This window comes from Vibrio sp. 1159 (assembly GCF_033340395.1).
Taxonomy (GTDB): domain Bacteria; phylum Pseudomonadota; class Gammaproteobacteria; order Enterobacterales; family Vibrionaceae; genus Vibrio; species Vibrio alginolyticus.
The window spans coordinates 55,249-80,583 of sequence record NZ_JAWOWL010000018.1 but is presented as its reverse complement, the minus strand read 5'-3'; the positions used below and the strand labels follow the sequence as shown (position 1 = coordinate 80,583).

The 25,335-nt window shown below is 45.2% G+C and carries 22 protein-coding genes; 11 read left to right on the top strand and 11 right to left on the bottom strand.

All coding sequences use genetic code 11. The features are described from left to right. Positions 1-13: 13 nt before the first annotated feature. Positions 14-1,264: a serine hydroxymethyltransferase gene (gene glyA / locus R7127_RS15145; RefSeq protein ID WP_005381985.1), complete on the bottom strand. Its 1,251-nt coding sequence runs from the start codon at positions 1,262-1,264 to the stop codon at positions 14-16. A 347-nt stretch (positions 1,265-1,611) separates the two neighbouring features. Here glyA and R7127_RS15140 point away from each other — a divergent pair, with 347 nt between their 5' ends. The 3 genes from R7127_RS15140 (at position 1,612) to R7127_RS15130 (ending at position 4,856) form a co-directional block, all read left to right on the top strand. Next, positions 1,612-2,214 (top strand): YitT family protein, encoded by a 603-nt coding sequence (locus R7127_RS15140; RefSeq protein WP_054579054.1) that lies wholly within the window; start codon positions 1,612-1,614, stop codon positions 2,212-2,214. A gap of 90 nt (positions 2,215-2,304) precedes the next feature. After that, positions 2,305-3,825, top strand: a complete 1,521-nt coding sequence (locus R7127_RS15135) for a transcriptional regulator (protein ID WP_258514781.1) — start codon at positions 2,305-2,307, stop codon at positions 3,823-3,825. 131 nt (positions 3,826-3,956) lie between these two features. After that, positions 3,957-4,856: a hypothetical protein gene (locus tag R7127_RS15130; RefSeq protein WP_318148457.1), complete on the top strand. Its 900-nt coding sequence runs from the start codon at positions 3,957-3,959 to the stop codon at positions 4,854-4,856. Between the two features lie 99 nt (positions 4,857-4,955). Here R7127_RS15130 and treC read toward each other — a convergent pair whose 3' ends face one another. The 4 genes from treC to gmhB all read right to left on the bottom strand — a co-directional run bounded on the left by treC (position 4,956) and on the right by gmhB (position 9,903). After that, positions 4,956-6,641 carry an alpha,alpha-phosphotrehalase gene (gene treC, locus R7127_RS15125; protein WP_065274236.1) on the bottom strand — a complete coding sequence of 562 codons (1,686 nt, stop codon included), beginning with the start codon at positions 6,639-6,641 and terminating at the stop codon, positions 4,956-4,958. Between the two features lie 87 nt (positions 6,642-6,728). Further along, positions 6,729-8,153 carry a PTS trehalose transporter subunit IIBC gene (gene treB, locus R7127_RS15120; protein WP_005383602.1) on the bottom strand — a complete coding sequence of 475 codons (1,425 nt, stop codon included), beginning with the start codon at positions 8,151-8,153 and terminating at the stop codon, positions 6,729-6,731. Positions 8,154-8,329: 176 nt separating this feature from the next. Further along, complete coding sequence (gene treR / locus R7127_RS15115) at positions 8,330-9,277, bottom strand: trehalose operon repressor TreR (RefSeq protein WP_005381960.1); 948 nt, start codon at positions 9,275-9,277, stop codon at positions 8,330-8,332. 74 nt (positions 9,278-9,351) lie between these two features. Beyond that, positions 9,352-9,903, bottom strand: coding sequence for a D-glycero-beta-D-manno-heptose 1,7-bisphosphate 7-phosphatase (gene gmhB / locus R7127_RS15110; protein WP_005381961.1), 552 nt, complete (start codon positions 9,901-9,903; stop codon positions 9,352-9,354). 341 nt (positions 9,904-10,244) lie between these two features. On the opposite strand from gmhB, the gene metN reads away from it, so the two are divergent. From metN to R7127_RS15095, 3 genes are read left to right on the top strand one after another with little or no spacing between them, the layout of a single operon-like run. Beyond that, positions 10,245-11,279, top strand: coding sequence for a methionine ABC transporter ATP-binding protein MetN (gene metN, locus R7127_RS15105; RefSeq protein WP_172563355.1), 1,035 nt, complete (start codon positions 10,245-10,247; stop codon positions 11,277-11,279). Continuing rightward, positions 11,269-11,946 carry a methionine ABC transporter permease gene (locus R7127_RS15100; protein WP_005383604.1) on the top strand — a complete coding sequence of 226 codons (678 nt, stop codon included), beginning with the start codon at positions 11,269-11,271 and terminating at the stop codon, positions 11,944-11,946. Before metN ends, R7127_RS15100 begins: the two co-directional genes overlap by 11 nt. Before the next feature lie 32 nt (positions 11,947-11,978). After that, positions 11,979-12,788 carry a MetQ/NlpA family lipoprotein gene (locus R7127_RS15095; protein ID WP_005381966.1) on the top strand — a complete coding sequence of 270 codons (810 nt, stop codon included), beginning with the start codon at positions 11,979-11,981 and terminating at the stop codon, positions 12,786-12,788. Positions 12,789-12,914: 126 nt separating this feature from the next. Here R7127_RS15095 and R7127_RS15090 read toward each other — a convergent pair whose 3' ends face one another. Together R7127_RS15090 and syd are read right to left on the bottom strand one after the other, a co-directional pair. Further along, entirely contained in the window at positions 12,915-13,691 is a 777-nt protein-coding gene (locus R7127_RS15090; protein ID WP_005383605.1) for a Zn-ribbon-containing protein, read from the bottom strand. A gap of 2 nt (positions 13,692-13,693) precedes the next feature. Next, positions 13,694-14,239 carry a SecY-interacting protein gene (gene syd / locus R7127_RS15085; protein ID WP_025768899.1) on the bottom strand — a complete coding sequence of 182 codons (546 nt, stop codon included), beginning with the start codon at positions 14,237-14,239 and terminating at the stop codon, positions 13,694-13,696. Positions 14,240-14,347: 108 nt separating this feature from the next. Here syd and queF point away from each other — a divergent pair, with 108 nt between their 5' ends. From queF to xni, 5 genes are all read left to right on the top strand, one after another. Beyond that, on the top strand, positions 14,348-15,193 hold the full coding sequence (gene queF, locus R7127_RS15080) for an NADPH-dependent 7-cyano-7-deazaguanine reductase QueF (protein WP_005383608.1): 846 nt from the start codon (positions 14,348-14,350) through the stop codon (positions 15,191-15,193). 164 nt (positions 15,194-15,357) lie between these two features. Further along, complete coding sequence (locus R7127_RS15075) at positions 15,358-17,640, top strand: tetratricopeptide repeat protein (RefSeq protein WP_017635678.1); 2,283 nt, start codon at positions 15,358-15,360, stop codon at positions 17,638-17,640. A gap of 98 nt (positions 17,641-17,738) precedes the next feature. Then, a complete protein-coding gene (locus tag R7127_RS15070; RefSeq protein WP_005381978.1) occupies positions 17,739-19,304 on the top strand; it encodes a sensor domain-containing diguanylate cyclase in 1,566 nt (521 codons plus the stop codon). 291 nt (positions 19,305-19,595) lie between these two features. Beyond that, the gene (gene ppnN / locus R7127_RS15065) at positions 19,596-20,972 is read left to right on the top strand and encodes a nucleotide 5'-monophosphate nucleosidase PpnN (protein ID WP_005383611.1); all 1,377 of its coding nucleotides are present in this window, start codon (positions 19,596-19,598) and stop codon (positions 20,970-20,972) included. A 58-nt stretch (positions 20,973-21,030) separates the two neighbouring features. After that, the gene (gene xni, locus R7127_RS15060; RefSeq protein WP_053306525.1) at positions 21,031-21,813 is read left to right on the top strand and encodes a flap endonuclease Xni; all 783 of its coding nucleotides are present in this window, start codon (positions 21,031-21,033) and stop codon (positions 21,811-21,813) included. Positions 21,814-21,921: 108 nt separating this feature from the next. Here the strand turns inward: xni and rlmM are convergent, their stop codons facing one another. The 4 genes from rlmM to R7127_RS15040 are packed head-to-tail and all read right to left on the bottom strand — an operon-like array spanning position 21,922 to position 24,922. Beyond that, positions 21,922-23,013, bottom strand: coding sequence for a 23S rRNA (cytidine(2498)-2'-O)-methyltransferase RlmM (gene rlmM / locus R7127_RS15055; RefSeq protein WP_017820611.1), 1,092 nt, complete (start codon positions 23,011-23,013; stop codon positions 21,922-21,924). After that, positions 23,010-23,408: a DUF423 domain-containing protein gene (locus R7127_RS15050; RefSeq protein ID WP_047010151.1), complete on the bottom strand. Its 399-nt coding sequence runs from the start codon at positions 23,406-23,408 to the stop codon at positions 23,010-23,012. The genes rlmM and R7127_RS15050 overlap by 4 nt, the downstream gene beginning before the upstream one ends. Next, positions 23,398-24,021: an alpha/beta fold hydrolase gene (locus R7127_RS15045; RefSeq protein ID WP_017820609.1), complete on the bottom strand. Its 624-nt coding sequence runs from the start codon at positions 24,019-24,021 to the stop codon at positions 23,398-23,400. The genes R7127_RS15050 and R7127_RS15045 overlap by 11 nt, the downstream gene beginning before the upstream one ends. Then, positions 24,002-24,922 (bottom strand): transcriptional regulator GcvA, encoded by a 921-nt coding sequence (locus R7127_RS15040; protein ID WP_005383616.1) that lies wholly within the window; start codon positions 24,920-24,922, stop codon positions 24,002-24,004. Before R7127_RS15040 ends, R7127_RS15045 begins: the two co-directional genes overlap by 20 nt. Positions 24,923-25,335 lie beyond the last annotated feature (413 nt).

The following is a 25,335-nucleotide window of genomic DNA, read 5'->3' as shown; positions in this document are numbered from 1 at the left end:
CGATGAAAAGCAGTTATGCGTAAACTGGTAGACGCTTACAAATTTCTAGCACTTTCTGTTTAGTCGCTTCGATAACTTCTTCGTTGCCGATGTTATCTAGAACGTCACACATCCAGTTTGCTAGCTCTTTTGCATCTTCTTCAGTGAAGCCACGGCGAGTGATCGCTGGCGTACCTACACGAATACCAGACGTTACGAATGGGCTGCGTGGGTCATTTGGTACTGAGTTCTTGTTTACAGTGATGTTTGCTGCACCTAGTGCCGCGTCTGCGTCTTTACCAGTGATATCTTTGTCGATTAGGTCAACAAGGAACAAGTGGTTTTCTGTACCGTTAGATACGATTTTGTAGCCACGCTCTTGGAACTGACCAACCATTGCTTTTGCGTTTTTCACTACGCGAGCTTGATAAGCTTTGAACTCTGGCTCCATCGCTTCTTTGAACGCTACTGCTTTACCAGCGATAACGTGCATTAGAGGACCACCTTGACCACCAGGGAACACTGCTGAGTTCAATTTCTTGTACATATCTTCGCCAGCATTTGACAAGATAAGACCACCGCGAGGACCTGCTAGTGTTTTGTGCGTCGTTGTTGTTACCACGTGAGCATGCGGTACTGGTGTTGGGTATTCACCGGCAGCGATAAGACCAGCTACGTGCGCCATATCAACAAATAAGTAAGCACCTGCTTTGTCAGCGATTTCACGCATGCGTTTCCAATCAACGATTTGCGAGTAAGCAGAGAAACCACCGATGATCATCTTAGGTTTGTGTTCAAGTGCTAGCTGTTCCATCTCGTCGTAGTTGATTTGACCAGCTTCATCGATACCGTAAGGGATAACGTTGTAGTGCTTACCAGAGAAGTTTACTGGTGAACCGTGAGTTAGGTGACCACCGTGCGCTAGGCTCATGCCTAAAACTGTATCGCCTGGGTTAAGAAGCGCCATGTAAACTGCGCTGTTTGCTTGAGAACCTGAGTGAGGCTGTACGTTAGCGTACTCACAACCAAATAGTTGGCATGCACGCTCAATTGCTAGTGCTTCAGCTTTATCTACGTACTCACAACCGCCGTAGTAACGCTTACCTGGGTAGCCTTCAGCGTATTTGTTCGTTAGCTGAGAACCTTGCGCTTCCATTACACGTGGGCTTGTGTAGTTTTCAGAAGCGATAAGTTCAATGTGTTCTTCCTGGCGAAGAGTTTCTTCCTGGATAGCTGCGAACAGTTCCGCATCGTAATCTGCGATGTTCATATCACGCTTAAGCATCTGTATCTCCTGACTCAGATTAGTACTGAAAGTTGCAAAAAAACTGTTGAATGACCCGACGCAAACGTTTTCGTCACCCTAATGGCGCGCATTCTACATAATTTGATTTAGGTCATAAAGAGAAATTTACAATTTTTCTCATGCAGTTTTTTCATGATGACAAGCAATGTTTATCATGCCAGCATTGCAATCGCATAACGACAATCTATTGCCTGTCAAATTTGTGCTTTACACCCTGTAAAACAGCAATTACATAGGTTTACCGTAAATTTTACCCTCTAGCTACCGAAAAGATCATCTTTTTACTACTATGCACGCCTTATTTATCACTAATGACTGCAACATTGATGGAAAAACACTCATTAAAAGAAGACTGGATAGCGATTCTCACGGGTACCTTTTTAGTAGCTCAAGGCGTTTTCTTTCTCCAATCCGCGAACCTTCTAACGGGAGGCACGACTGGATTGGCTCTGCTTGTTAGCCAATTTACACCTTTTACCTTTGGTGTGCTGTACTTTTTAGCAAACAGTCCTTTTTACTTACTAGCATGGAAACGCTTCGGCCGTCATTTCGCCATTAATAGTGCCATTTCTGGCGCGTTGGTTTCTATCTTTGCCGATCATCTTTATTTGCTAATCTCGCTCGAATCGGTAAATGAAGTTTATTGCGCCGTCGCAGGCGGGCTTTTAATGGGGCTCGGTATGCTGATCCTATTCAGACATCGCTCCAGCTTAGGTGGCTTTAACGTGCTGTGTTTGTTTATCCAAGACAAATTTGGCATTTCAGTTGGCAAAAGCCAAATGGCAATCGATGCATGTATCCTGTTTGCTTCATTCTTCTTTGTCACACCAGAAGTGATTGGCCTTTCAATTTTGGGGGCGTTTGCACTCAATGTCGTGTTAGCGATGAACCACAAACCGCACCGCTATTCCGTGACCTACGGTTCATAAATTTTTGATAATGATTGAAGCGCGATTTATAAGATTTCGCGCTCCAATCGCTATATAATACTTCGCGATTTCCAAATAGATCGGTACGGTATGCGCGACTTTCTGCAACAAGCTAAACAGACTCACAGTTGTATTGCGATTGGAGAGCTGATCTATAACCCGAAGACACAGAGCCTTCATCAAGATGCTATCGCGATTGATCTTGAACCTCGCACCGTTGAATTATTAGAACTGCTGTTAACAAGCGTTGGCCACCCACTCTCTGCTGACACCATTATTGAAACCATTTGGCAAAGCAAGTTCATCTCTAAGAATGTGCTCACGAACCGCATTAGCACCTTACGTGCACTGCTACAGCAGTACTTACCCGAATACGATGCCGCTAAGCTTTTAGTCACTTACCCCCGCAAAGGCTACTTTCTTAACCCTGCCAATATTCGTTTAGTGCCACCAGCGAAAAACCATCGGCGCGTTATCTCAACCCAGGTGGCGAGTAATAAGAACTTCAAGCTGATTTTCGCTTACAGCTTATGTGCCATACTTGCGGTATGTAGCATGACGCTCGCAAGCTTGTTATGGCAACGCCAAGAAATCTCAACACAACAAACGCGTCATCAACTACTGATTCCCAAAGTCGAGCTACTACTCAACCGTGTCGATTCAATCGGCTCTCAGGCGCGAAAATACCGCATACTGGTCAAAGCCATCTTGCTGCAACAACAAGTCGAATATCCATACACCGACATCGCCAACCAAGATGCTCCCAGTTACTTTCTTGATCCTATCGGTCATACGCCATATTTCCCTGGCGCACGAAACATGCAGACCAGCGACTACGAGCTCAATATCGAGTTAAAAGACGGCACAAAACAGGGCATCTTGAAAGCGCAGATGAACCTTATTTATCCTGCGACGGGCAAGTTGGCGTTTCGCAATGAGTACACACTGCGTTTATCTGCCTTACAATCGGATATTTTCCAAATGCACTCGGATGTCGCGCAATACTTCAATCTGCCTGCACCTTCGGCAAGTACGTGGCAGCTTTCGGATATTCACAAAAAAATGTTATTCGAGAATGCCTTTTCTAGCCAACCTCTCCGACAATCTGATGAGTTTGCGGCTATAACAACGGCAAGACATCTCGCCTTATACGAGCACGAACATCAAAAGCTGGAAGCGTATTTAACTCAAGTACAATCGTCGTTTGATGTTTTGCCAGATGAGCTGAGCCTCTGGTTAGGTCTATTGCATTTCAAATTAGGTAACTTAGACAGGGCAAAAGCTCTGTTAACGACACCAGATGGCGACTCACGTATCCAAAACGCACTGATTTATACCTTTGTGTCTCACATTGCTTATATGCAGAACAAACTTGAACAGTTCCGTCTCAACTACATGGAATCACTGGTGGCGCTCCTGCGCGTTTTACCTTCCGAAACCTTGTTTGAGCGTCTTTCTCAATCTGAATCAAAAGAGACTTGCCTCCAACCGTGGAAAACGTTGCATGTTAGTGTGACCGATCAAGAAATCATAAGCCGATGGAAAGCGCTCATTAACGAGTATTGCACTAACGTAGCCAACGAAATAACCCCAAATAAAACAAAGACCTAAATATAAAATTAAGCTGTCATTAACCCCTGTTATCTTTTGTTTTTTGCCCTTTTTCTCTCACTGAACTTAGCATGCTCGCATTCAAGCAACGGCCCAACATGAAGCGGCCTTATCAATCAGGAATGTAAACCATGCTAAACAAAATGACGCTTATCGCAGCAGCAACTCTGGCTCTTTACGGCTGTGGCGGAGGTTCGTCTTCTGGCAGTGCGAATCCAAACAAAGTGCCTCAAGAAAGTTTCGACGTCTCGATTCACAACTCCATTTTCGCTCCTGTACCAAACACACAATTGAGCTATTCGTTTAGCTTGGATGGCCAACCAGAGGGCGACATGAAACTGAGCTTCCAAGCGATGGATCGCGAGCAAATATTGGCAGCATTGGCACAACTCCCAAACAGCGAGGCAATGGTCCAGTTGGTTAATGACTTGGTGAACTACGGCGCCGAACAGTTCTACTATTCAGACGAGCAGTACAACGACGACGAAGAGAGCAATACGCTTTACTTTGCAGGATCAGATGGTGCACTCCATGAAATCACTGACGCTTATTTCATTAGTCATCAGTTTATTGCCATGCTTATGCACAGCGGTCCGATTTTCCGCCTAAACGGTGACGACGTAAAAGAGAAAAGCCCGAATATTGACATCGGTGAAGAAACTATGTATCTGCAAACCACTCTTACAGGCTACTCAGTTCACAACCTACTAGACCGTTTTGTAGAGCATGAGTGGGTACAAAACCTTCCTATGACAGCATCTTGCCAAGTGGTTTGGCAACAGCAAATCCGAGAAACTGGCGTGCGTAAAGCGTTCTCGATCTCAGGCAAGAAAATTGAAGCGGCATACCTGATGGAAGAGAACATCTACAACCTAAACTGTGATGATATGGACTCAATGGAGTTCGCCACTTCGGCAGAACGTTGGTTTAATCCGAGCTTAGGTCTGATAGAACAAATTGAACTGCTGAAAGTACAACAAGTACAAATCAACGAAGAGAAAGTGCAGCTAACAGCGATTGAAACAAAATAAGCTTGCATTTTTTATAGATATCTCAATAAAAGAAGGCTTTGGGGAGCACACCAAAGCCTTCATCTCGAACATCAATCTTAGGGGTGATGACACCCGAGTTTATTCTTCTATCAATAAAATACGAGTTTCGTAAGGTCGTAACACTTGATGGTTTGACGCGACTGCGCTCGCTGAGTTTTGATAGTTAGATAGCAAGTTTTTCGCCTTACTCATATCAAAACGTTCTGGCAGAACGCATTCCACCTCTTCAGCGTAGTAGTTATTGATACACAGCAGCGTTTGCTTATCGTTCTGACGAGCGTAAGCGAAAATACGTTTGTGCTCTGGCAGCAGGTCCTCGTAACGGCCATCGGTGATGACTGGAACCTGTTTACGCAGTTCAATCAGACGCTTGTAAAAGTAGAACACCGAGTTCAAATCGGCAACCGCAGCTTCAGCATTGATTTCAGAGTAATTCTGCGCCACTTCAAGCCACGGCGTGCCCTCAGTAAAGCCCGCGTGTTTTGCACTGTTCCATTGCATTGGTGTACGTGAGTTATCACGCGACTTCTGTGCCAAGATCGCCATCATATCGTCATGAGATACACCATCACGGTTGACCATGATGTCGTACATGTTAGTACTTTCAACATCACGATATTGGCTGATTTCGGTATAACCCGGGTTGGTCATGCCGATCTCTTCCCCCTGGTAGACATAAGGCGTACCTTGCATCATGTGTACCGATGCCGCAAGCATCTTGGCAGATTCAACACGGTATTGCTCGTCGTTACCTAATCGGCTCACAACGCGTGGTTGGTCGTGGTTACACCAGAACAGCGCCCCCCACCCTTTGCCATTTAAGCCCGTTTGCCAATGATTGAAGATCTGTTTTAACTGAATGAAATCAAACGGCGCTTTGGTCCATTTTTCACCATTTGGATAATCGACTTTCAGATGATGGAAGTTGAACACCATGGATAGCTCTTTGCCGTCTAGCGAAGAATATTGCTGGCAGTGCTCTAGCGTAGTGGAAGACATTTCACCCACCGTCACGCTGCCGTATTTTTGAAACACAGATTCGCTAATCTCTTGAAGGTATTCGTGCACACGTGGACCATCCGTGTAGAAACGACGACCATCACCAATATCGTCACTTGGAAAATCTTGCTGCTTGGAAATCAGGTTGATAACGTCGAGACGGAAACCATCGACACCTTTGTCTGCCCAGAAGTTGATGACTTCTTTCACTTCTTCACGCACTACTGGGTTTTCCCAGTTTAAGTCCGCTTGCTCTTTAGCAAAAAGGTGCAAATAGTACTGGCCTGTTTTTTCATCCAGCGCCCAAGCGTTACCACCAAACTTAGATTGCCAGTTGTTTGGTTCTACACCATCTACCGGATCTTTCCAGATGTAGTAATCACGGTATGGGCTGTTTTTATCACCCAGTGCGGATTGGAACCACTTGTGTTCTGTCGACGTGTGGTTCACTACAATGTCCATGATGATACGAATACCCAACTGATGCGCTTCTGCTAGCAAAGTATCGAAATCTTCCATAGTGCCGAACTCAGGGTTGATCGAGTAGTAATCGGATATGTCATAACCGTTGTCGATCATTGGCGATTGGTAAACCGGCGTCAGCCAAATCGCATCCACACCAAGATGCTTAAGATAATCCAGCTTAGAAATGATCCCTTTGATGTCGCCCGTGCCTTTACTGCCACTGTCACAAAAGCTTTTTGGGTAAATTTGATAGATGGTTGCGGTTTTCCACCAGCTCTCATCATGCTTGGTCATAGCCATTTCTAACACTCACTTACCAGTAATCGGAAACTTAAAATTTGAAAAGAAAAATAGGAGGAGGCAGCCAAGTCACTGCCTCAAATAGAATTACGCGTTTGCAGGCTCAAGCTCACCTTTGGCTTGTGCACGCTTATAAAGAATTAACGTTAATGCAGCAGGTACTAGCATTGCGACTAACATAGCCAAAGCAAAAATGCCCCAGAACTGCGGTTGGATAGACAAGATGCCCGGCAAACCGCCCACACCGATACCGTTCGCCATTACGCCCGCACTACCACAAATAGCAGCAGCACACGCACTACCGATCATCGCGCTCAGCATTGGGAACTTGTATTTCAAGTTGATGCCGTACATCGCCGGCTCGGTCACACCAAGGTAAGCAGAGATAGCCGCAGGTACTGAGATATCACGCTCGCCATGTTTTTTACTGATGATAATGATGCCGACAACCGCAGACGCTTGAGCAATATTTGAAAGCGCAATCAGAGGCCAAATTGGCGTGCCGCCTAGCTCTTGCATTAATTGAAGGTCAACCGCGTTGGTTGTGTGGTGAATACCAGTAATGACCAATGGCGCGTATAGGAAGCCGAAGATGGTTGAGCCAATCATTGCGAAGTCACCTGTCATGGCTGCTTTTGCTGCGAAAGCAACACCATCACCCAACATACGACCGAATGGGCCAATGATAGAGTGCGCAAGAATCACAGACACGATGATAGAGACAAACGGCACGACCACTAGGTAAAGGTAAGACGGAATGATGCGTTTTAAGTTGGTTTCAATAAACGCCAGAGCCATACCAGCAAGCATTGCTGGAATCACTTGCGCCTGATAGCCCACTTTTTCGATGGCGAATAAGCCAAAATCCCACACTTCGGGTACTTGCTTACCAATCAGGTAGGCGTTCATCAACTGCGGCGAAACCAATGTTACACCAAGCGTGATACCCAGAATCGGAGTACCGCCGAGCTTTTTCACTGTCGACCAACATACGCCAACTGGTAGGAAGAAGAAGATCGCCTCACCAATCAGCCATAAGAAAGAGTGTACAGTTGCCCAAAACTGGCTGATTTCCGTTAGCGTTTGACCATCAAACATCTTGATGTCGCCAATCACGTTACGGAAACCAAGGATCAGACCACCGGTGATGATCGCTGGTAGCAGTGGTACAAAGATTTCTGCAAGGTGGGAAATACCACGCTCAACGATATTCATGTTTTGACGAGCAGCGTTCTTCGCTTCGTCTTTGCTGGCTTCACTTTTACCCGTCAGTCCGATCAGTACCTTGTAAACTTCATCCACTTCAGTACCGATAACCACTTGGAACTGGCCTGCGTTGGTAAAACAGCCCTTCACCATCGGTAATGTTTCTAACTGTTTCGTATCTGCTTTGTCCGTATCATTTAGAACAAAACGCAAGCGAGTTAAACAGTGACTTACACTGGCAATATTGTCCGGCCCCCCGACCAGCTCAATAAGACGCTCCACGTCTTTACGCGCAATCTTACTCATAACTTTGTCCACCCTGTATTGGATACATTCGATTCATCATTTTGTTTTTATAAATGGGAACATTCCCATTTCTTAATTTTAATATTGCCATTCGAAGACAAAAAACAAAATGGGAACAGTCCCATTAATTGAGAATGATCACAGTATAATTTTAGAGCAGATCGTTTTAGTGTGGATTAACAAACGATAGGCTGTTGAGTAAAGTGAACCACTTCCTCATCACCATTTAATTGATTGATCAGCATGTTAGCGGACTTCTCACCTGCAAGGGTATAACCTGGGTCGACACTAAATACTTTAGGGAAAAGGAAAGAGAGCAATTCATTACCACCAACACCTGTCACAACCACGTCTTCACGGCCTAACTCTTGAAGACGCTTAATCACGCCCAACGCGATGGTGTCACTGGCGCACACGATGGCCTGAGTATCAGATTGAAGGACTTTGTCTACCAACTGATAAGCACTTTCATGGCTCAACTTACCCGTTTGGAAACAAGGTGCAATTTGCTTGCGTTGACACCAAGCTTTATAAGCATTTAGACGAGCTAAGCCAGTGGTTTTGTCTTCAGGATCAACACCAATATAAGCAATGCGAGATAAAGATTGCTGCTCAAGGTGAGACAAAGCCATGTCTATCACACCTTGGTTATCGTAGTTGATCGAGGAAACCATTTGCGTGTCCATCGCGATCACGACGATACGATTCCCCCACTCCGCCAATGCTCGCTCATCACATCCAGTAAAGCCAAACACGATCACCCCATCGACGTTGCGACGTTTAAGCACATCCAAATGCTCATTGGTTTTATCGCGATCGAATTGGCTCTCCATGATCACCGCATCATAACCAGCGGAATACAAAGCATTGAGCATGGTACCAACGGCGCGATTTTCTGATGGTGAATCTAAACGGGAGATGATAACCCCAATAACCTTTTGACTGCCACCACGCATCGACTGCGCCGACTTTGATGGGACGTAGCCTGATTCACGAATGATTTGCTCTACCTTCTCACGCGTTTGCGGTTTCACTTTTGGATCGTTAGTAAGCACACGGCTTACTGTCGATTTGCCCACGCCTGCCAATTTTGCGATATCAAGAATGGTGAGTTTTTTGCTCATAAGTGTTCAGACTAAAAGAAGGAATCAAACAAAAGGGAAGCAGTGGCTTCCCTTAACTCAGTCAGTAATGCAGATTACTTGTTTAAGTACGCAGGCACATCTGCAATGCTATCTAATACTACCGTTGCAATGGCTTCGCCCTGTTCTGTTACTGGCTTACCAGTGCGAACCAAAATCTTAGTGCCAACGCCTGCCGCTTCTGCTGCCATCATGTCTTCAGCTTTATCGCCGATCATCACAGATTTCTCCATGTCGATCTTCAAGAAGTCACGCGCAGAAATGAACATGCCTGGTTTTGGCTTACGGCACTCACAATCTTGCTTGTACTCGCCAATGCCATGTTCTGGATGATGTGGACAGTAATAGATACCATCGAACTCAACACCATTATCAGCAAAGTTCCAATCCATCCATTGAGTCAGAGACAAGAAACGGTCTTCACTGAATTTACCGCGTGCGATGCCCGATTGATTCGTCACTAACACTAGAAGGTAGCCTTTATCTTTTAGCGCTTTCGTCGCTTCAAATACACCATCAATGTACTCAAAATCATGTTCGTCATGAACGTAGCCGTGGTCAACGTTTATTACGCCATCACGATCGATAAAAACAGCAGGTTTTGCCAAAACGTATTTCTCTATTAACTCGGTTTAATCAGATTATTACATACCTTATAAACTTCAACACTATCTAATTCATTCTAGGCCTCGACAAAACGGTTGATTTGTTGGGCAAGAATCGGTAAATCTGAGGGTGCCCCGCCGTCTACCTCCTGCTTGTTATCTATACATCTTCGTTTCAAAACAGAACATCCATACATTTAGACGTCTAGACGTAAAAATATCTATTGACTTCATTCTGCTTAACCCATAGCATCAACTGAAAATTGAGATAAAGCTCAACATTAAGTTCTGTCAAAGGCCGTTTTTGACAGCGAAGTTCCCCGTATCTTTGGGCAGGTTGAAACATGATAGAAATAAAAAACGTCAATAAAGTGTTCTACCAAGGCAGTAAGGAAATCCTTGCCCTGAAAGACATTAACCTACACATCGACAAAGGCACCATCTTTGGTGTTATCGGTTCATCAGGTGCTGGTAAAAGTACGCTGATCCGCTGTGTCAACATGCTAGAAGCACCGACCTCTGGTTCCATCATCGTTGATGGTGTAGATCTAACCAAACTCAGTAAAAAACAACTAGTCGAAACACGCCGTAACATTGGCATGATCTTCCAGCACTTTAACCTGCTTTCGTCTCGTACTGTGTTTGATAATGTGTCATTACCCCTAGAACTGGCAGGTAAAGACAAATCGCAAATCACAACAAAAGTAACTGAGTTGCTAAAGCTTGTAGGCTTAGCCGACAAACACGAGAGCTACCCATCTAACTTAAGTGGCGGCCAAAAACAGCGTGTGGCAATTGCTCGTGCATTGGCATCCGATCCTAGCGTGCTGCTTTGTGATGAGGCCACTAGCGCACTAGATCCGGCAACAACTCAATCTATCCTTGAGTTATTGAAAGAGATCAACCGCAAACTCAACATCACGATTTTACTTATCACTCACGAAATGGAAGTCGTAAAAAGTATCTGTCACGAAGTAGCAATCATCGGTGGTGGTGAGCTGGTGGAAAAAGGCACCGTTGGCGATATTTTTGCGCACCCTAAAACGGAGCTGGCGCACCAATTCATTCGCTCAACACTGGATCTTTCCATTCCTGAAGATTACCAAGCACGTCTGCAAGCAGAGCGTGTTGATGGCAGCTACCCGTTGGTTCGCTTAGAGTTTACTGGCGCAACCGTCGATGCACCGTTAATGTCGCAAATTTCTCGTAAATACAATATTGATGTGAGTATTTTGAGTTCCGACCTTGATTACGCTGGTGGCGTGAAATTCGGCATGATGGTCGCAGAGCTATTTGGTAACGAAGAAGATGACAACGCAGCTCTTGAATACCTGCGTAAGCACAACGTAAAAGTAGAGGTACTTGGTTATGTCCTTTAATACGATTTCTGAATGGCTGAGTTTAAACAGCAAACTACTTTTAGGTGCAACGTGGGAAACGCTTTACATGGTTGCGGTTGCCGGATTAGTCGGCTTTGCTGTGGGTATTCCATTAGGCGTAATCCTCCATATTACTAAGAAAGGCGGCCTACTTGAAAACACCAAACTAAATAGCGGCTTAGGCGCTATCGTTAACATTGGTCGTTCTGTGCCATTCCTCGTACTGATGGTTGCGATTATTCCAGTGACAAAAATGCTAGTTGGAACCTTTATCGGTACAACCGCAGCAATCGTCCCACTGACTATTGGCGCCATTCCTTTTGTCGCTCGTCTTATTGAAGGTGCTTTATTAGAAGTACCGACAGGCTTGGTGGAAGCAGCGCAGTCAATGGGGGCGACACCAACACAGATCATCACAAAAGTTCTACTACCTGAAGCAATGCCGACTATTGTTAACTCAGTAACGATTACCTTGGTCACTCTCGTTAGCTACTCAGCTATGGCGGGTACGGTAGGCGGCGGCGGCCTAGGCGACGTAGCCATCCGTTACGGTTTCCACCGCTACGATGTAACTATCATGGCCGTGACTGTCGTGATGTTGATTGTTCTAGTACAGATTATTCAGTCTATCGGCGACGCAGTGGTGCGCCGTGTAGACCACAGATAAGCATCAAAAATACAAATTATAAGGAGATAAAGATGAAATTTAGCCTTAAAGGTCTTTTGACTGTAGCAACGGCCGCCTCTGCTCTTGCTCTAGCGGGTTGCGGCGACAAAGAAGTAGACGTAAACAAAGTAAAAGTTGGCGTTATTGCTGGTGCTGAAGCACAAGTAGCCGAAGTGGCCGCTAAAGTAGCAAAAGAGAAATACAACCTAGACGTTGAGCTAGTAACATTTACCGATTACGTAACACCAAACGCCGCTCTGGATGATGGTTCAGTAGACGCGAATGCGTTCCAACACAAACCATACCTAGACCAACAAGTGAAAGACCGCGGCTACAAACTGGCTATCGCGGGTAACTCATTCGTTTACCCTATTGCTGGTTACTCAAAGCAAGTAAAATCAATTGATGAAATTCAAGATGGCGCACGCATCGCAGTACCAAACGACCCAACTAACCTAGGTCGCTCACTACTGCTTCTTGAGCAACAAGGTTTGATTACGCTACGTGATGGCGTTGGTCTACTCGCTACAGTACGTGACATCGTAGGCAACCCTAAAAATATCGAAATCATTGAACTAGAAGCCCCACAGCTTCCACGTTCACTGGATGACGTAACGCTATCTATCATCAACACCACTTACGCAAGCTCTATCGACCTATCGCCAGAGCGTGACGGCGTGTTCGTTGAAGATAAAGACTCACCATACGTAAACCTAATTGTCGCTCGCGAAGAAAATGTTAATGCGCAAAACGTACAAAACTTCGTAAAAGCTTACCAAACGGAAGAAGTTTACGAAGCGGCAAAAGAGCTGTTCAAAGGCGGTGTTGTGAAAGGTTGGTAATCCCACTTTTCAAAACATGACCGAAAACAACGTTCTAAACATAAACGTTCTAAACACAAAAGGGCTGATGTGAAAACATCAGCCCTTTCTATTTGTCTATCTACCCATTTAAGTAGCTTCAATTCGCTACTTAAGATGGTCCCAAGAGATATTCGACACGATTCGGCAGTCATCACACTTAAAATGAAATATGTCATGTAGTGGCTCATCGAGTAGCCACTCGCCATCGCATTTTGGACACTTGCGCGCTTTCTCGCTCTCCAGCGACTGACCACCGACACGATACTGGTAATAGTACGTAGGGATCTTCGTGATGTATTCGATACGGCCACGTAAGTCCCAACCTCGGCGAAACAGCACACTATCCACATCGCAAATTTCGTGCAGCGCCGCATGTTCCGCTCGGCAACCCCCTGCCATTTGGATTTCATCACACGCTTGCCACTCAGTCTGCCACTTAATGACGGCTTTATGGTCTCCATTAAGTGTTGGCTCATTACGATACAAAGGAATTGGCAACAGGGTTTCACCACTTCGCAAAGGCGAACACGTATGAACATAAGTCGTGTACAACACTTGCCAGCTAGGTGTCTCTTCTTCGGCTGCTTGTTCTGAATTCAAATCACGCCCCAGCATACGCATTTTCGGAGCAAGCAAAGACGCATCCGACAAACGGTTCATGCACACTTTGACGAAATCTGAGTGATAACGTGGATGCAAGCTGTCTTGTTCTGGGCAAACAACACGAACGAAAAATTCACCTTCTCCCATCACTATCGGAAATTCACGACCTAATACTTGGCCGTTGTAACGCAGAGCATCCATCAAGCCATTAATGGCTTTGTCTACCGCGCTGACGGTGGTGTTATCAAAACACTCAAACTGCAACTCAACAACATACATACTTAGACGGCAGCCTCTAACTTATTCAAGAACTCAACCAATGAATCTGCCAATACATCACGTTTAGAGGTGCCCAAACGCTCTAGAATCACATTGCCAGTGAGGTTACAAATAGAAATCACATCCATTTCCTCATCTGTCGCTGCGATAAATACTGTTGGTTTAAGTTTCAAGCGGCGCTGCGTCACCAAATGACCAAGAATATTTTCTTGTAGACGCACGAAATCGTCATCGCTCCAGACTTGCAGCAGCGTCAACGAATTACCTTGCCAAGTTGCCTCCATATCAGCGCAGTATTGAGAACCATAAAAGGCTTTAACATCATCTTGCAGTGACAACTCAATCGCATTTTCCACATTGGTGAAATCGGCCATTTCATCACGTGCGACCGCTTTCCAAAGCACCTTTCCATCACGCTTCTCTTCGACACAAGGAGAAACAAGCTCTGCAAGCTCTTCACTGCTTGGCAACTCATTGTGCTTAGCTTGCCAAGCTTGTTGGTAGCGCAGGCTGAACTCTTGTAGCGCCTGAGTAACGTTTGGGGTCATGAAGGTCTCCTCATTCCTTATTTATCAGATAGCCGTACTTGCCGGATGGCAATTGACCAGCGGATTCAGTAAAATTCTCGCCATTCTAATCGAAAACGACCACAAAGTATGAGCAAATATTCTGACGCTAAAGAGCTTGCTGGCCTAACACTAGGTAAAACGACCGAGTATGCGAACCAGTATGACCCAAGCTTGCTGCAACCAGTCCCTCGCAGCCTGAACCGAGATGACCTCCAGTTAGGCGATACTCTGCCTTTCATGGGGCACGACATTTGGACGCTGTACGAACTGTCTTGGTTAAATAGTAAAGGTTTACCACAAGTGGCCGTTGGCGAAGTATACATTCCAGCCACCAGCGCAAACTTGATTGAATCGAAGTCTTTCAAACTGTACTTAAACAGCTATAACCAAACCCGCTTTGCAAGCTGGGAAGAAGTGACTGAGCGTTTAACACAAGACCTTTCTGAATGCGCAGGTGAAAAGGTGCTGGTTGAGGTGAATCCAGTGACCCACTATACCAATCAACCTATCGTAACAATGGACGGTGAATGTATTGATGACCAAGACATTAACATCACCAGTTACGATTTCGATGCCGATTTGCTTGAAGGTGCAGCAGGTGAAGTACAAGTTGAAGAGGTGCTACATAGCCACCTATTGAAATCAAACTGTTTGATCACTAACCAACCCGACTGGGGCAGTGTAGAAATTCGCTACCAAGGCGCAAAAATAGATCGTGAGAAGCTGTTACGTTACTTAGTGTCTTTCCGCGAGCACAATGAGTTCCACGAACAGTGTGTAGAGCGTATTTTTACGGATCTAATGAAATACTGCCAACCAAGCAAACTGACCGTATTTGCCCGCTATACGCGTCGTGGTGGCTTGGATATCAACCCTTACCGCTCAACGGAACAAGATAAGCCAGCTCACAATCACCGTATGGCTCGTCAGTAAGCGCATAGGCAACAGAAATAAGTTCGGCAATCTAAAGGGTTGCCGGACGTTTTTATTGTCCAAGCATGTTACTATATCAAATGGCTTCAACCCGCATTTAAACGGCTAATTGAGGCTTTTCGCCGTTATCGCCATATCTAAAAACAGTTCGAGGGAACGAAAGGATGTTTTGGGACAGTTCGCGTCTATTCAAATTGATTGGCTTTCTTTGCTTGCTGTTTGTACAGCCACTTCATGCAACCATTTTATCGTCCGCGTTACTCAACGAAGCACAACAATTGGCGGAAATAGAGCCATCACAAGCAAAACAAGCGGCAACCAACTATTTGTCACAGCGTGAGCTAACAGAACGCAAAGAAAGTGACAGCCCTTCAGCCATGTCTCGCGACGAAACAGATCGTAGCGTTCGCACACCAAGCAGCACCATCGAAGCGCACAAGATTATCGCTCAGGCAGATTACGCCATGGGTAATGTTCGTTCGGCTATCGAGCACCTAAATAAAGCGGAACGCTTAGCGCAAGAATATCAATTGCCGTACATGGACTTAGATCTCCAGCTGATGCGCAACCAAATGATTTGGATGTACGACGAAAACTACTCAAAAGCGGAAGACACGCTTAACCAAATTGAACAACAGCTCGATGAAGCCGATGCCGTATTACAACGCACCGACAGCGTTCGCTACCGACTAGTGATGCAAAGAGCACTCCTCGCTTCACATAGTGGCGATATCATTAAAGCGGAAAACTTGTACTCTGAAGCAAAGACCATGCTTGACGATAGCCGCTCTGAGTTAGCCTTGATCGACTACTACACTGCCGTCGGCGAGTTTTACCTCAATAGCAAGAAGTACAATTTGGCTTTGTCAGAACTGCTATACGGTTATTGGCAATCTATTGAAAGTAACAGTGGTGCAAGATTAGCAAAAGTGAATCGCCTTTTGGCTAGGCTCTTCCAGGAACGACGAGTGTACGACAAAGCGATCGAATACTTATCCCAAGCCGCAGATTTTTATGACTCTTACCCTAGCTCTCCGATCCTAGCGGACGTCCTAGAGCAAATGGGCGACATCTACTTTTATCAGGGTAAGTTTAACCTTGCGTTAGTGCATTACTTCAACGTGCTTGACCATGAAAGTACCAGTAAGAACATCAATAGAATCATTAAAATTCGCTTAAGCTTGGCGGCTACCTACCTACAACTCTATAACTACGCGCTAGCAGAGCAGTACTTAGACCGCTCTAAAGAGCTTTTAGAATACACCAATATTCCTAAGCTTGAAGCAAAGGCTGCCCTGCTTCAGTCAGGTCTGGCTTATCATCAAAATGACAGTAAAGACGTCATTACTAACGCAAAGCTGGCGTTAGCGCTTGCTGAAAAGTCACCTGAAAATAACAACTTCATTAAGCAGCAGTCATACCGTTTACTTGGGTTGGGTTACGAGCAGGCAGGCGAATACAAACTTTCTCTGCAAGCTTATAAAAAATACACAAACCTCGTTCGTCTAGAACAAAAGCAGCTTAACCAAATCAGTGAAGATGCGTTCCGTCAGCAAAAAGAATTTGCCGAACAAACCATCCATTACATCGGTCAATCAGAACGCTTAGAGCAAGTGGAAAGAGAGCATCGTAAATTCCAGAAAATCTCATTTGCATTGTTTATTACTGTATTGGTCATGTTTTTGTTCATTATGCGCCGCGGTGTCATTATGCAGCGCCAAGCAAGTGAAATCGAAAAACTGCGTAACGACCTCTTCACCCACTCTCGCTCTCGTTTACGTAACTTGCGTATGCTGAATGTTAAGCTTTCTCGCTCATTGAAAAAGTCGAGCGAAACTTTCGAGCAATGGCAAATGGGTGAATTGATCCACGAACCACTTAATGATCGCCTACGCTTTGTTATGATCGATTTGCCATTCTTACGAAGCATGTACGTCCATAACGGCTATAAGGCAGGTCTAGAACTAGAACGGGCATTTGGCGACTTCCTTGCGGAAAAAATAGAAAAACCGTCGCGTCTTTACCATTTCTCAGATGCGAACTTACTCTACATAGAACCGAATGCTGACCGTGATGCTTCTGCCGAAGTCATGTTCGAAAAATTCCAGACTTGGGTGGATGAGTTCGCACAGCAGCACAACGTCAATCGTATTATTCGTATGGGCATCAGCGATTATCCGTTCTTACCCCGAGCCTACACTGCAATTAACGATGAGGAATTACTCGATCTGTTATTGCTTGCTACTCACATCGCACGAGAAGTCAGCTTGAAGGATAAGCAAAGCCACTGGGTGTTCTTAAAAGCCATCGATAATGCGCCTGCTGCTAGCTTTGCAACAGGTAACATAAGAACTGCCTGTCAACATGCCATTAGCCAAGGCCTGATCAAGATCCATTCGTCCTACAAGAATGAGGACGACATCAAGAAAATATTAAAAAATGGATAATTAAACGCCTGTTGAACGTAATAACTAATGACGCTATAAAGTTTTTTGTTATTATCAGATAATTGTCAGTAGTACATGGACTTAACCGTAGTCACTTCATGGGAATCTTGGAATCCGATATTCAGTCGCAGCTGCATCAGCTGAGTTGTCAACTTGACCAACTCAGACTGACTCATCGTGATACTTCACTCAAATTCAAACGTGAACAACAAGTTCTTAAACGCGTTGTGGCATCATTGTCTTCAGCTTGCCAGGGTTCGAATACTCAGGTATCCAACTACCTATTTGAAATCCAACAAGAGCTGCAACATCAAAAAGATATCAGCACTCTTATCCCGCGTTTAGCGGTATTAGAGAGGATGCTCAAACAGCAGTCGAAGACGATGGATAAACAAAACGGTTACCTTGACGAACAAATCAAGCACAGTGGTGAAACACTGCAACGTGTCACGGGCTTACCTGCGCAGTTAAAACGTGAACTACGGAACCTGATGAGTTTCTCTGAAGTTCACGCCAGCAATAAAGCTGATCAAGCCACTAAGCTACTGAGTATTTACGAACGCGCTCTGAAAATCATCACGTCTAATTCACGTCTACATCTTAGTGAATTTGAAAACAATCCCGACAGATCTCAGCTTGAGTGCTTAGCCAGCGACCTCCAACATACTATTACAGAGCTGGATTTCGAGGGAGAATCAGGCGATAGATTGCTGGATATTCGCGCTAAGTTGCTCCTTGGCGTGAGTGCCGAGTCTCTCATTGAGCTTACGCTCTCAACGCTGAAATTGGTTGTCGAAGCAACAAAGTTCGAGCGCGAGGCGTCTAGCCAATTCCTTGATCAGCTGAACACTTCTCTCGCAAGTAACCTAAAAACAGTTCATCAGAACGTCGACCAGCATCATACCTACTTTGAACACCGCCAAGAGCTCAACACAGAAATGAACAGCTTGGTTGAATTAAGCCAAAAGTCACTTAATCAAGCTCAAGATATCGCGGTTGTGAAAAAAGAAATCACGCCTCTTCTCGAAAAAATGGCGTCGCTGACAGAGCGACTGAAAATGACGGAAGAGCGAGAGCAAGCGCTGCAAGAACGGTTGAGTTACAGTAAGAACCAACTCGAAGCGGTATTTGAAACTACGCAAGATTATCGTCGACGCTTAGATGACCAAGCTCAGCGCATGTTGCTCGACCCGCTGACTAAAGTTTATAACCGCACTGCATTTAACGATCGACTAGAGCTAGAGTATCGCCGTTGGATTCGCTCTCAGCAAAACCTTCGTGTTGTGCTATTTGATGTAGACAACTTCAAAGCGGTGAATGATAGCTATGGTTATACGGCTGGCGATAAAGCGCTGAAGATCATCGCTCGTACTATTAACAAGCGCGTATCAGAAACGGAAACAGTAGCTCGCTTTGGTGGCGAGGAGTTTATTCTACTCGTCCCGGAACAATCTGAAGAATACACACTGGATCTGATTAAGCATATCCAGCGTGATATTAGCCAATTACCCTTTAAGTTCCGTGAGCAAAATATCATGATTACCTTAGCTGCTGTATCGACGTCTTTCAAAGAGTCCGATACGCCAGAGTATGTGCTCGATCGTCTTGGCAAGATGCTTGCGGACGCTAAAAAACGTGGAACAAACCAGCTTAACTGGAGCTAAGATTCGTACAAAAAGCGAGCAAACAAACCAAGTTTGGTGCAATCTTCGCTTTATAACCACCCATTTTCAACGAGTTATCACATTTCTTCCCTTTTAGTCTGCTAAGCTGTAAAAACCCAAGTCACTTCAAGATGATGTATTTATAAAAGGCAAATGTATCATCTTGAGGTTGCTTGGGAGTTGATAACCATAAAACCAAATCGGCCAACTACCTTTCATCAAACCATACGTATAACACCAAAAAGGTAAGTTGGTACTTTCCCTCAAATTAATGCAACACAAGGAGGCGTTATGATTACCCATATAAGCCCCGCTGGTAGCATGGACTTGCTATCTCAACTAGAAGTAGAGCGCTTAAAGAACACAGCCTCGAGTGAACTTTATCAGCTGTACCGTAATTGCACATTAGCGGTGTTGAACTCCGGTAGCCATACCGACAACTCGAAAGAACTGCTCGATAAATACCAATCGTTTGATGTCAACGTCGTGCGTCGTGAGCGTGGTATTAAGCTTGAGCTGACTAATCCGCCAGAGCACGCTTTTGTTGACGGCGAAATAATTAAAGGTATCCAAGAGCATCTGTTCTCCGTATTGCGTGATATCGTTTACGTAAACATGCATTTGGCAGACGCCCAGCGGCTCAACCTTACTAACCCAATTCACATTACGAACCTCGTGTTCGGCATTCTTCGTAATGCCAGAGCATTAACTCCAGGTATCGCACCGAATCTTGTCGTATGTTGGGGTGGTCACTCTATCAATGGAGTGGAGTATCAGTACACACGTGAAGTGGGTAACGAACTGGGCCTGCGTGAACTTAACATCTGCACAGGTTGCGGCCCTGGTGCAATGGAAGGGCCGATGAAAGGTGCAGCAATTGGGCACGCAAAGCAACGTTATACTCAGCAACGTTATCTTGGTTTAACCGAACCCTCGATTATTGCGGCCGAGCCACCAAACCCAATAGTAAATGAGCTGGTCATCATGCCCGACATCGAAAAGCGCTTGGAAGCTTTCGTCCGTATGGCTCATGGTATCGTTATTTTCCCAGGTGGCCCGGGCACAGCGGAAGAGCTACTGTACATTCTTGGCATCATGATGCACCCGGATAACGCCGATCAGCCAATGCCTATCGTATTAACAGGACCAAAAGAGAGTGAAGAGTACTTCCGCTCTATTGATGAGTTCATTCGCGACACACTTGGTGAGGAAGGGCAAAAGCACTACGAGATCATCATTGACGACCCGGCAGAAGTCGCTCGTATTATGAAACGCTCCATGGACTCGGTACGCCTTCACCGAAAAGAGAAAGGCGATGCGTACAGCTTTAACTGGTCATTGAAAATTGAGCCAAACTTCCAACTGCCATTCGAGCCTACTCATGAGTCGATGGAACAATTGGATTTAAGCCTAGATCAAGAACCGCAAGTTTTAGCGGCCAACTTGCGTCAAGCCTTCTCTGGCATAGTTGCAGGTAACGTAAAGGCTGAAGGTATTCGAGAAATAGAACGTAGAGGGCCTTTCACCATTCATGGCGACGCAGTCCTCATGAAAAAACTCGATAAGTTGCTAAAAGACTTTGTCGAACAGCACCGAATGAAATTACCTGGCGGTTCAGACTACGAACCGTGTTATCGAATCGCTCACCCGGAAATTGGTGGTCGATAGTCAGGCTAGCATTCGTTACACTAGGGGCATTACGCCCCTTTTTTATTGCTAAGTCATTATGTCTATTCATCTTGTTATCATTGATGCCCTAAACCTGATCCGCCGAGTGCACTCAGCACAACCAGATCCAACCGACATAGCAAGAACCATAACCACAACGCAAAGAACCCTCACTCGCATTCTGTCAGAGGCCAACCCGACACACATCATCGCGGTTTTTGATCACCACGAACAAGACAGAGGTTGGCGCGCTGAAATTCTCCCTGACTATAAGCAAAACCGAAAACCAATGCCTCAGCCACTACTGCAAGGGTTAGATGCGATTCAACAAGCGTGGTGGGAGCAAGGTATTGATTCATTGCTGTCTGAAGGCGATGAAGCAGATGATTTGGTTGCTACACTCGCAACGAAAGTGGCCAGCCATGGTGAAAAAGTCACCATCGTTTCCACAGACAAAGGTTACTGCCAGCTACTTTCCCCTACCCTACAAATCCGTGATTATTTCCAACACCGTTGGTTAGATGAACCATTTCTCGAAAAAGAGTTCGGCGTAAAACCAAGTCAACTAGCGGATTACTGGGGATTAACAGGGATAAGCTCTAGCCAGGTTCCGGGCGTACCTGGAATTGGCCCGAAAGCAGCGAAAGAGATTCTCACTCAGTTTGAGAGTATTGAAGCAGCCTACGCTAGTGAAGATCTCGTACCGAAATACCGTAAAAAATTGGATGAGCACATTGAATCTGCTCGTTTATGTAAACGCGTCGCCGCTTTAAAGTGCGATATCGAACTAGGCTTTAACTTGCAAGATATTCGCTTTTTAGGGCCAAACAAAGCGGAGTAGTGCCCGATGGTAGTTTCACACCATGAAACCCTCAGATATTAAAAAAGCGCCATTTGAAGGCGCTTTTTCTATTCTAATCACTATCCCCAAAAGACTCAGGGAATAAAGTTAGTAAGGTGAAATATTCGACAGACATTGGATATGAATCGTGATCTCTTCACGATCATGATACAAATGTTTAGCTTGTAGCTTGAACTTTACCTTATTATCAATGAGGAACTGCTTCAGATTTTCAAGGTCTTGCAGCACTTCGTCATAACGCCCTTTCATTGGCAGCTTAAGGTTAAAGATGGCCTCTTTTGCCCAACCTTTTAACAGCCACTGTCCCATCAGGTGAGCAACACGAGCTGGCTTTTCCACCATGTCACAAACAATCCATGTTACGTTCTTGCGGTCTGGTTCGAACTTAAAGCCATCCACCATATGGTGTTTGATCTGGCCAGTTTCCATCAAACTGTCTGCCATCATGCCGTTATCAACGCAGTGAACGAACATTGAGCGCTTCACTAATTGGTACGTCCAACCGCCTGGACATGCACCTAAATCCACACCCCACATACCTGGTGCCAAACGCTCATCCCACTCTTCACGTGGAATAAAGACATGAAATGCTTCTTCCAGTTTAAGTGTTGAACGACTTGGAGCGTCTGCTGGGAATTTAAGGCGAGGGATACCCATGAAGAACTGTGAGTTGTTGTCAGTGTAAGAGTAACCAACGTAACAGTGGCCAGGCTCAACAAAGCAAATGTGCAGTACTGGTTTTTTCGCGTTATCTTTGTTCAGCATTAAGCCTTTGCCGCGCAACGCTTGACGCATTGGGACGGTAAACTTACGGCAGAATTTCAGTAGCTCTTTCGCTTCATTTGTATCTGGCGTTTCAATTCTCAAATCACCACAACGAGGGAATGCTTCAATGTCTGCTAGTTCATTCAAAATTGGACTAATGCGGTCATCACTTGGCAACGATTGAAACTCAGCTGCTACCGCAAACATTTGTCGAGCAAAAATTAAAGACTTAAAGTCTAAACCTCTCGCAAGTTTGTCGGCATCTCCATCTTGGTAACACTCGAAGACAACATAACCTGAGTTTCTCTTCACACGAGGGAAGCCATACACTTCCAACTGTGTCGCTTTGTCCTGAATTTCACCAGCACACTCTTTCTCAAAGCCAGAACGGCAATAGAGCATTAGTTGTTTCACTTGGAGACCTCTTTGATATTGAACGCAGCAAAAAAGAACAGACACCAACCAATCATGAACAGTAATCCTCCCACAGGAGTAATTGGCCCAAACCACTTAATGCCCGTCAGCGCCAGCGCGTAAAGACTGCCGCTAAAACAAAAGATGCCGATAATAAAGCAAATCGCCGCAATGAAAAAATATTTTTGTGCTTTTTGTCCCAAATTGAGCAGAAGCAGAATGGCACAAAACACAATCGCCAACGTGTGAATAAATTGATACAGAACTCCGGTCTCAAATACACCGAGCAAATAAGGGGCCAGTGTCGCTTTTAGCCCATGAGCAGCAAATGCTCCAAGAGCGACCGAAAGCAGCCCAGACAATCCAGAGAATGAGAGTAACCACTTACTTTTCACTGTACACCTCTTTTATAAACGCCGCTAACTGCTCTATCGCGAGTGTAATGTTACCTACTTCAGTATGACCTGAGATCTTGCGCGGTTTGAAGCTGTGGTCACCATCAGGTAAAAAGCTCACCGTTACTTGTGACGAAAGGACGAAATCATCGAATTCCTCACGCTTACCAAAGGTGTCTCGTTCCCCTTGAAGAATCAGCGTAGGTTTCTCAATGGTTGCTAAGTGCTCGCCTTTGTATTTCTCTGGCTTTCCTGGCGGGTGAAATGGAAACCCTAAACAGGCAATGCCCGCCACCAGCTCATTTTCAGCCAACAAGCTCGACATACGACCGCCCATTGACTTACCACCAATAACCACGGGAGAAGAAGTAAAGTGAGCGATCACTTCGCTGTATGCTTCGAGCAACTTTGGCGCGCGATCGGGCGGACGCTTTTTGCCATCTTCCGAACGTTTCACCATGTAAGGGAAATTAAAACGCACTACACGAATACCTTGCTCCACTAATCCTTTGGCGACCGCTGTCATGAAGTCATGCTCCATCCCCGCACCTGCGCCGTGAGCGAAAATAAACAGCGGTCCGTTTTCAGGTCCCTCAGCTATCCAGTGATTCATCCAATACTTCCTCTTGTTCTTTTCTCGCGGTTGCTAACATCCAATCTCTAAACGTTGCGATTCGGCCCATATCTGCCTGCTGTTCATGACACACCACATAGAATGCATTCTTAGATATCAACACCTCGTCGAATGGTGCAATGAGTCGCCCGGCTTCCATTTCAGGTTTGGCGAGTACGTTGTTACCGAGCGCGACCCCCTGACCGTGCGCAGCAGCCTGTAGCACCATCGTTGAGTGACTAAAAATAGGACCGTGGTTTACGTTGATGCCTTCAATGTTGTAATGACGAGCAAACTGCTTCCAGTCTTTACGCGAAGTATCGTGTAACAAAGTATGTAATTTGAGGTCACTTAAAGATTCTAATGGTTTGTTACCCAAAAGTAATGAAGGTGAACAAAGTGGGATCAAAAACTCTTGGTACAATTTATCTGCTCGCAAACCTGGCCAGTTCCCACGGCCATAGTAGATCGCCACATCAACATCATCAGTCAGTGAGCCTTCATCCATATCTACGGCTTTAATACGAACATCGATATCGGGCTCTTGAGCATTAAAATCGGCCAAACGAGGTACAAGCCATTGGATAGCAAAACTCGGCGGTAGGCTAATCGTCAATGCCCCTTTTTCGCTACGTTCCAACACCTTATCTGTCGCTTCCGCAATCGAGGTGAAAATATCTTTGATATCGAGAAAGTAACTTTGGCCTTCTTCTGTTAACAACAAAGAACGATTACGTCGACGGAAGAGCTTCAATGATAAGAACTCTTCAAGCGCTTTAATCTGGTGACTGACCGCGGCTTGAGTAACAAATAACTCTTCTGCTGCTCGTGTAAAACTGAGATGACGAGCAGCCGCTTCGAAGACTCGAAGCGAATTTAATGGAGGCAATCTGCGAGACATATGGGACCTCTAATAGGATTAGTTTTTTTAATCTGAAACATTATAAAATGTCCGTTGTCGAACAGCCAGATAAATTCTATATTTCACCCCGCAACACGGGCCTGAACGGCTTGATTTCTTTGGAAATCAATTGGCTTCGTTGTTGCGATGTTGTGTTTGCAAACTCGTATTTCGAGTTAGGTAGATTTCTACCATAATGTTTTGTCCACACTCCCTGTGACAAAACATATACTTCCTGTATTTATTTTTGACCTGTCTGTCAAATTTGTTACACCGCCTAAATTAGGCGGTGTTTTTTTATCTATCAAAAATCTCATCCGCATATCTGGCAGCAATATCACTTTATTACTCTTCTTTCGGATTAATTATCGTTATATCAACACAAAGTGTATGGCTTTGCGATAAGCCTCAAC

Coding starts and splice junctions, on each gene's coding strand:
- treB (WP_005383602.1), bottom strand. CDS start 8,153: ATGAGTAAGATTGCGCGTAAAGACGTGGAGCGTCTTATTGAGCTGGTC.
- treC (WP_065274236.1), bottom strand. CDS start 6,641: ATGGCTATGACCAAGCATGATGAGAGCTGGTGGAAAACCGCAACCATC.
- R7127_RS15135 (WP_258514781.1), top strand. CDS start 2,305: ATGCGCGACTTTCTGCAACAAGCTAAACAGACTCACAGTTGTATTGCG.
- xni (WP_053306525.1), top strand. CDS start 21,031: ATGTCTATTCATCTTGTTATCATTGATGCCCTAAACCTGATCCGCCGA.
- R7127_RS15140 (WP_054579054.1), top strand. CDS start 1,612: ATGGAAAAACACTCATTAAAAGAAGACTGGATAGCGATTCTCACGGGT.
- ppnN (WP_005383611.1), top strand. CDS start 19,596: ATGATTACCCATATAAGCCCCGCTGGTAGCATGGACTTGCTATCTCAA.
- metN (WP_172563355.1), top strand. CDS start 10,245: ATGATAGAAATAAAAAACGTCAATAAAGTGTTCTACCAAGGCAGTAAG.
- syd (WP_025768899.1), bottom strand. CDS start 14,239: ATGACCCCAAACGTTACTCAGGCGCTACAAGAGTTCAGCCTGCGCTAC.
- R7127_RS15100 (WP_005383604.1), top strand. CDS start 11,269: ATGTCCTTTAATACGATTTCTGAATGGCTGAGTTTAAACAGCAAACTA.
- R7127_RS15070 (WP_005381978.1), top strand. CDS start 17,739: ATGGGAATCTTGGAATCCGATATTCAGTCGCAGCTGCATCAGCTGAGT.
- queF (WP_005383608.1), top strand. CDS start 14,348: ATGAGCAAATATTCTGACGCTAAAGAGCTTGCTGGCCTAACACTAGGT.
- R7127_RS15095 (WP_005381966.1), top strand. CDS start 11,979: ATGAAATTTAGCCTTAAAGGTCTTTTGACTGTAGCAACGGCCGCCTCT.
- R7127_RS15130 (WP_318148457.1), top strand. CDS start 3,957: ATGCTAAACAAAATGACGCTTATCGCAGCAGCAACTCTGGCTCTTTAC.
- R7127_RS15090 (WP_005383605.1), bottom strand. CDS start 13,691: ATGTATGTTGTTGAGTTGCAGTTTGAGTGTTTTGATAACACCACCGTC.
- glyA (WP_005381985.1), bottom strand. CDS start 1,264: ATGCTTAAGCGTGATATGAACATCGCAGATTACGATGCGGAACTGTTC.
- treR (WP_005381960.1), bottom strand. CDS start 9,277: ATGAGCAAAAAACTCACCATTCTTGATATCGCAAAATTGGCAGGCGTG.
- R7127_RS15075 (WP_017635678.1), top strand. CDS start 15,358: ATGTTTTGGGACAGTTCGCGTCTATTCAAATTGATTGGCTTTCTTTGC.
- R7127_RS15045 (WP_017820609.1), bottom strand. CDS start 24,021: ATGAATCACTGGATAGCTGAGGGACCTGAAAACGGACCGCTGTTTATT.
- R7127_RS15040 (WP_005383616.1), bottom strand. CDS start 24,922: ATGTCTCGCAGATTGCCTCCATTAAATTCGCTTCGAGTCTTCGAAGCG.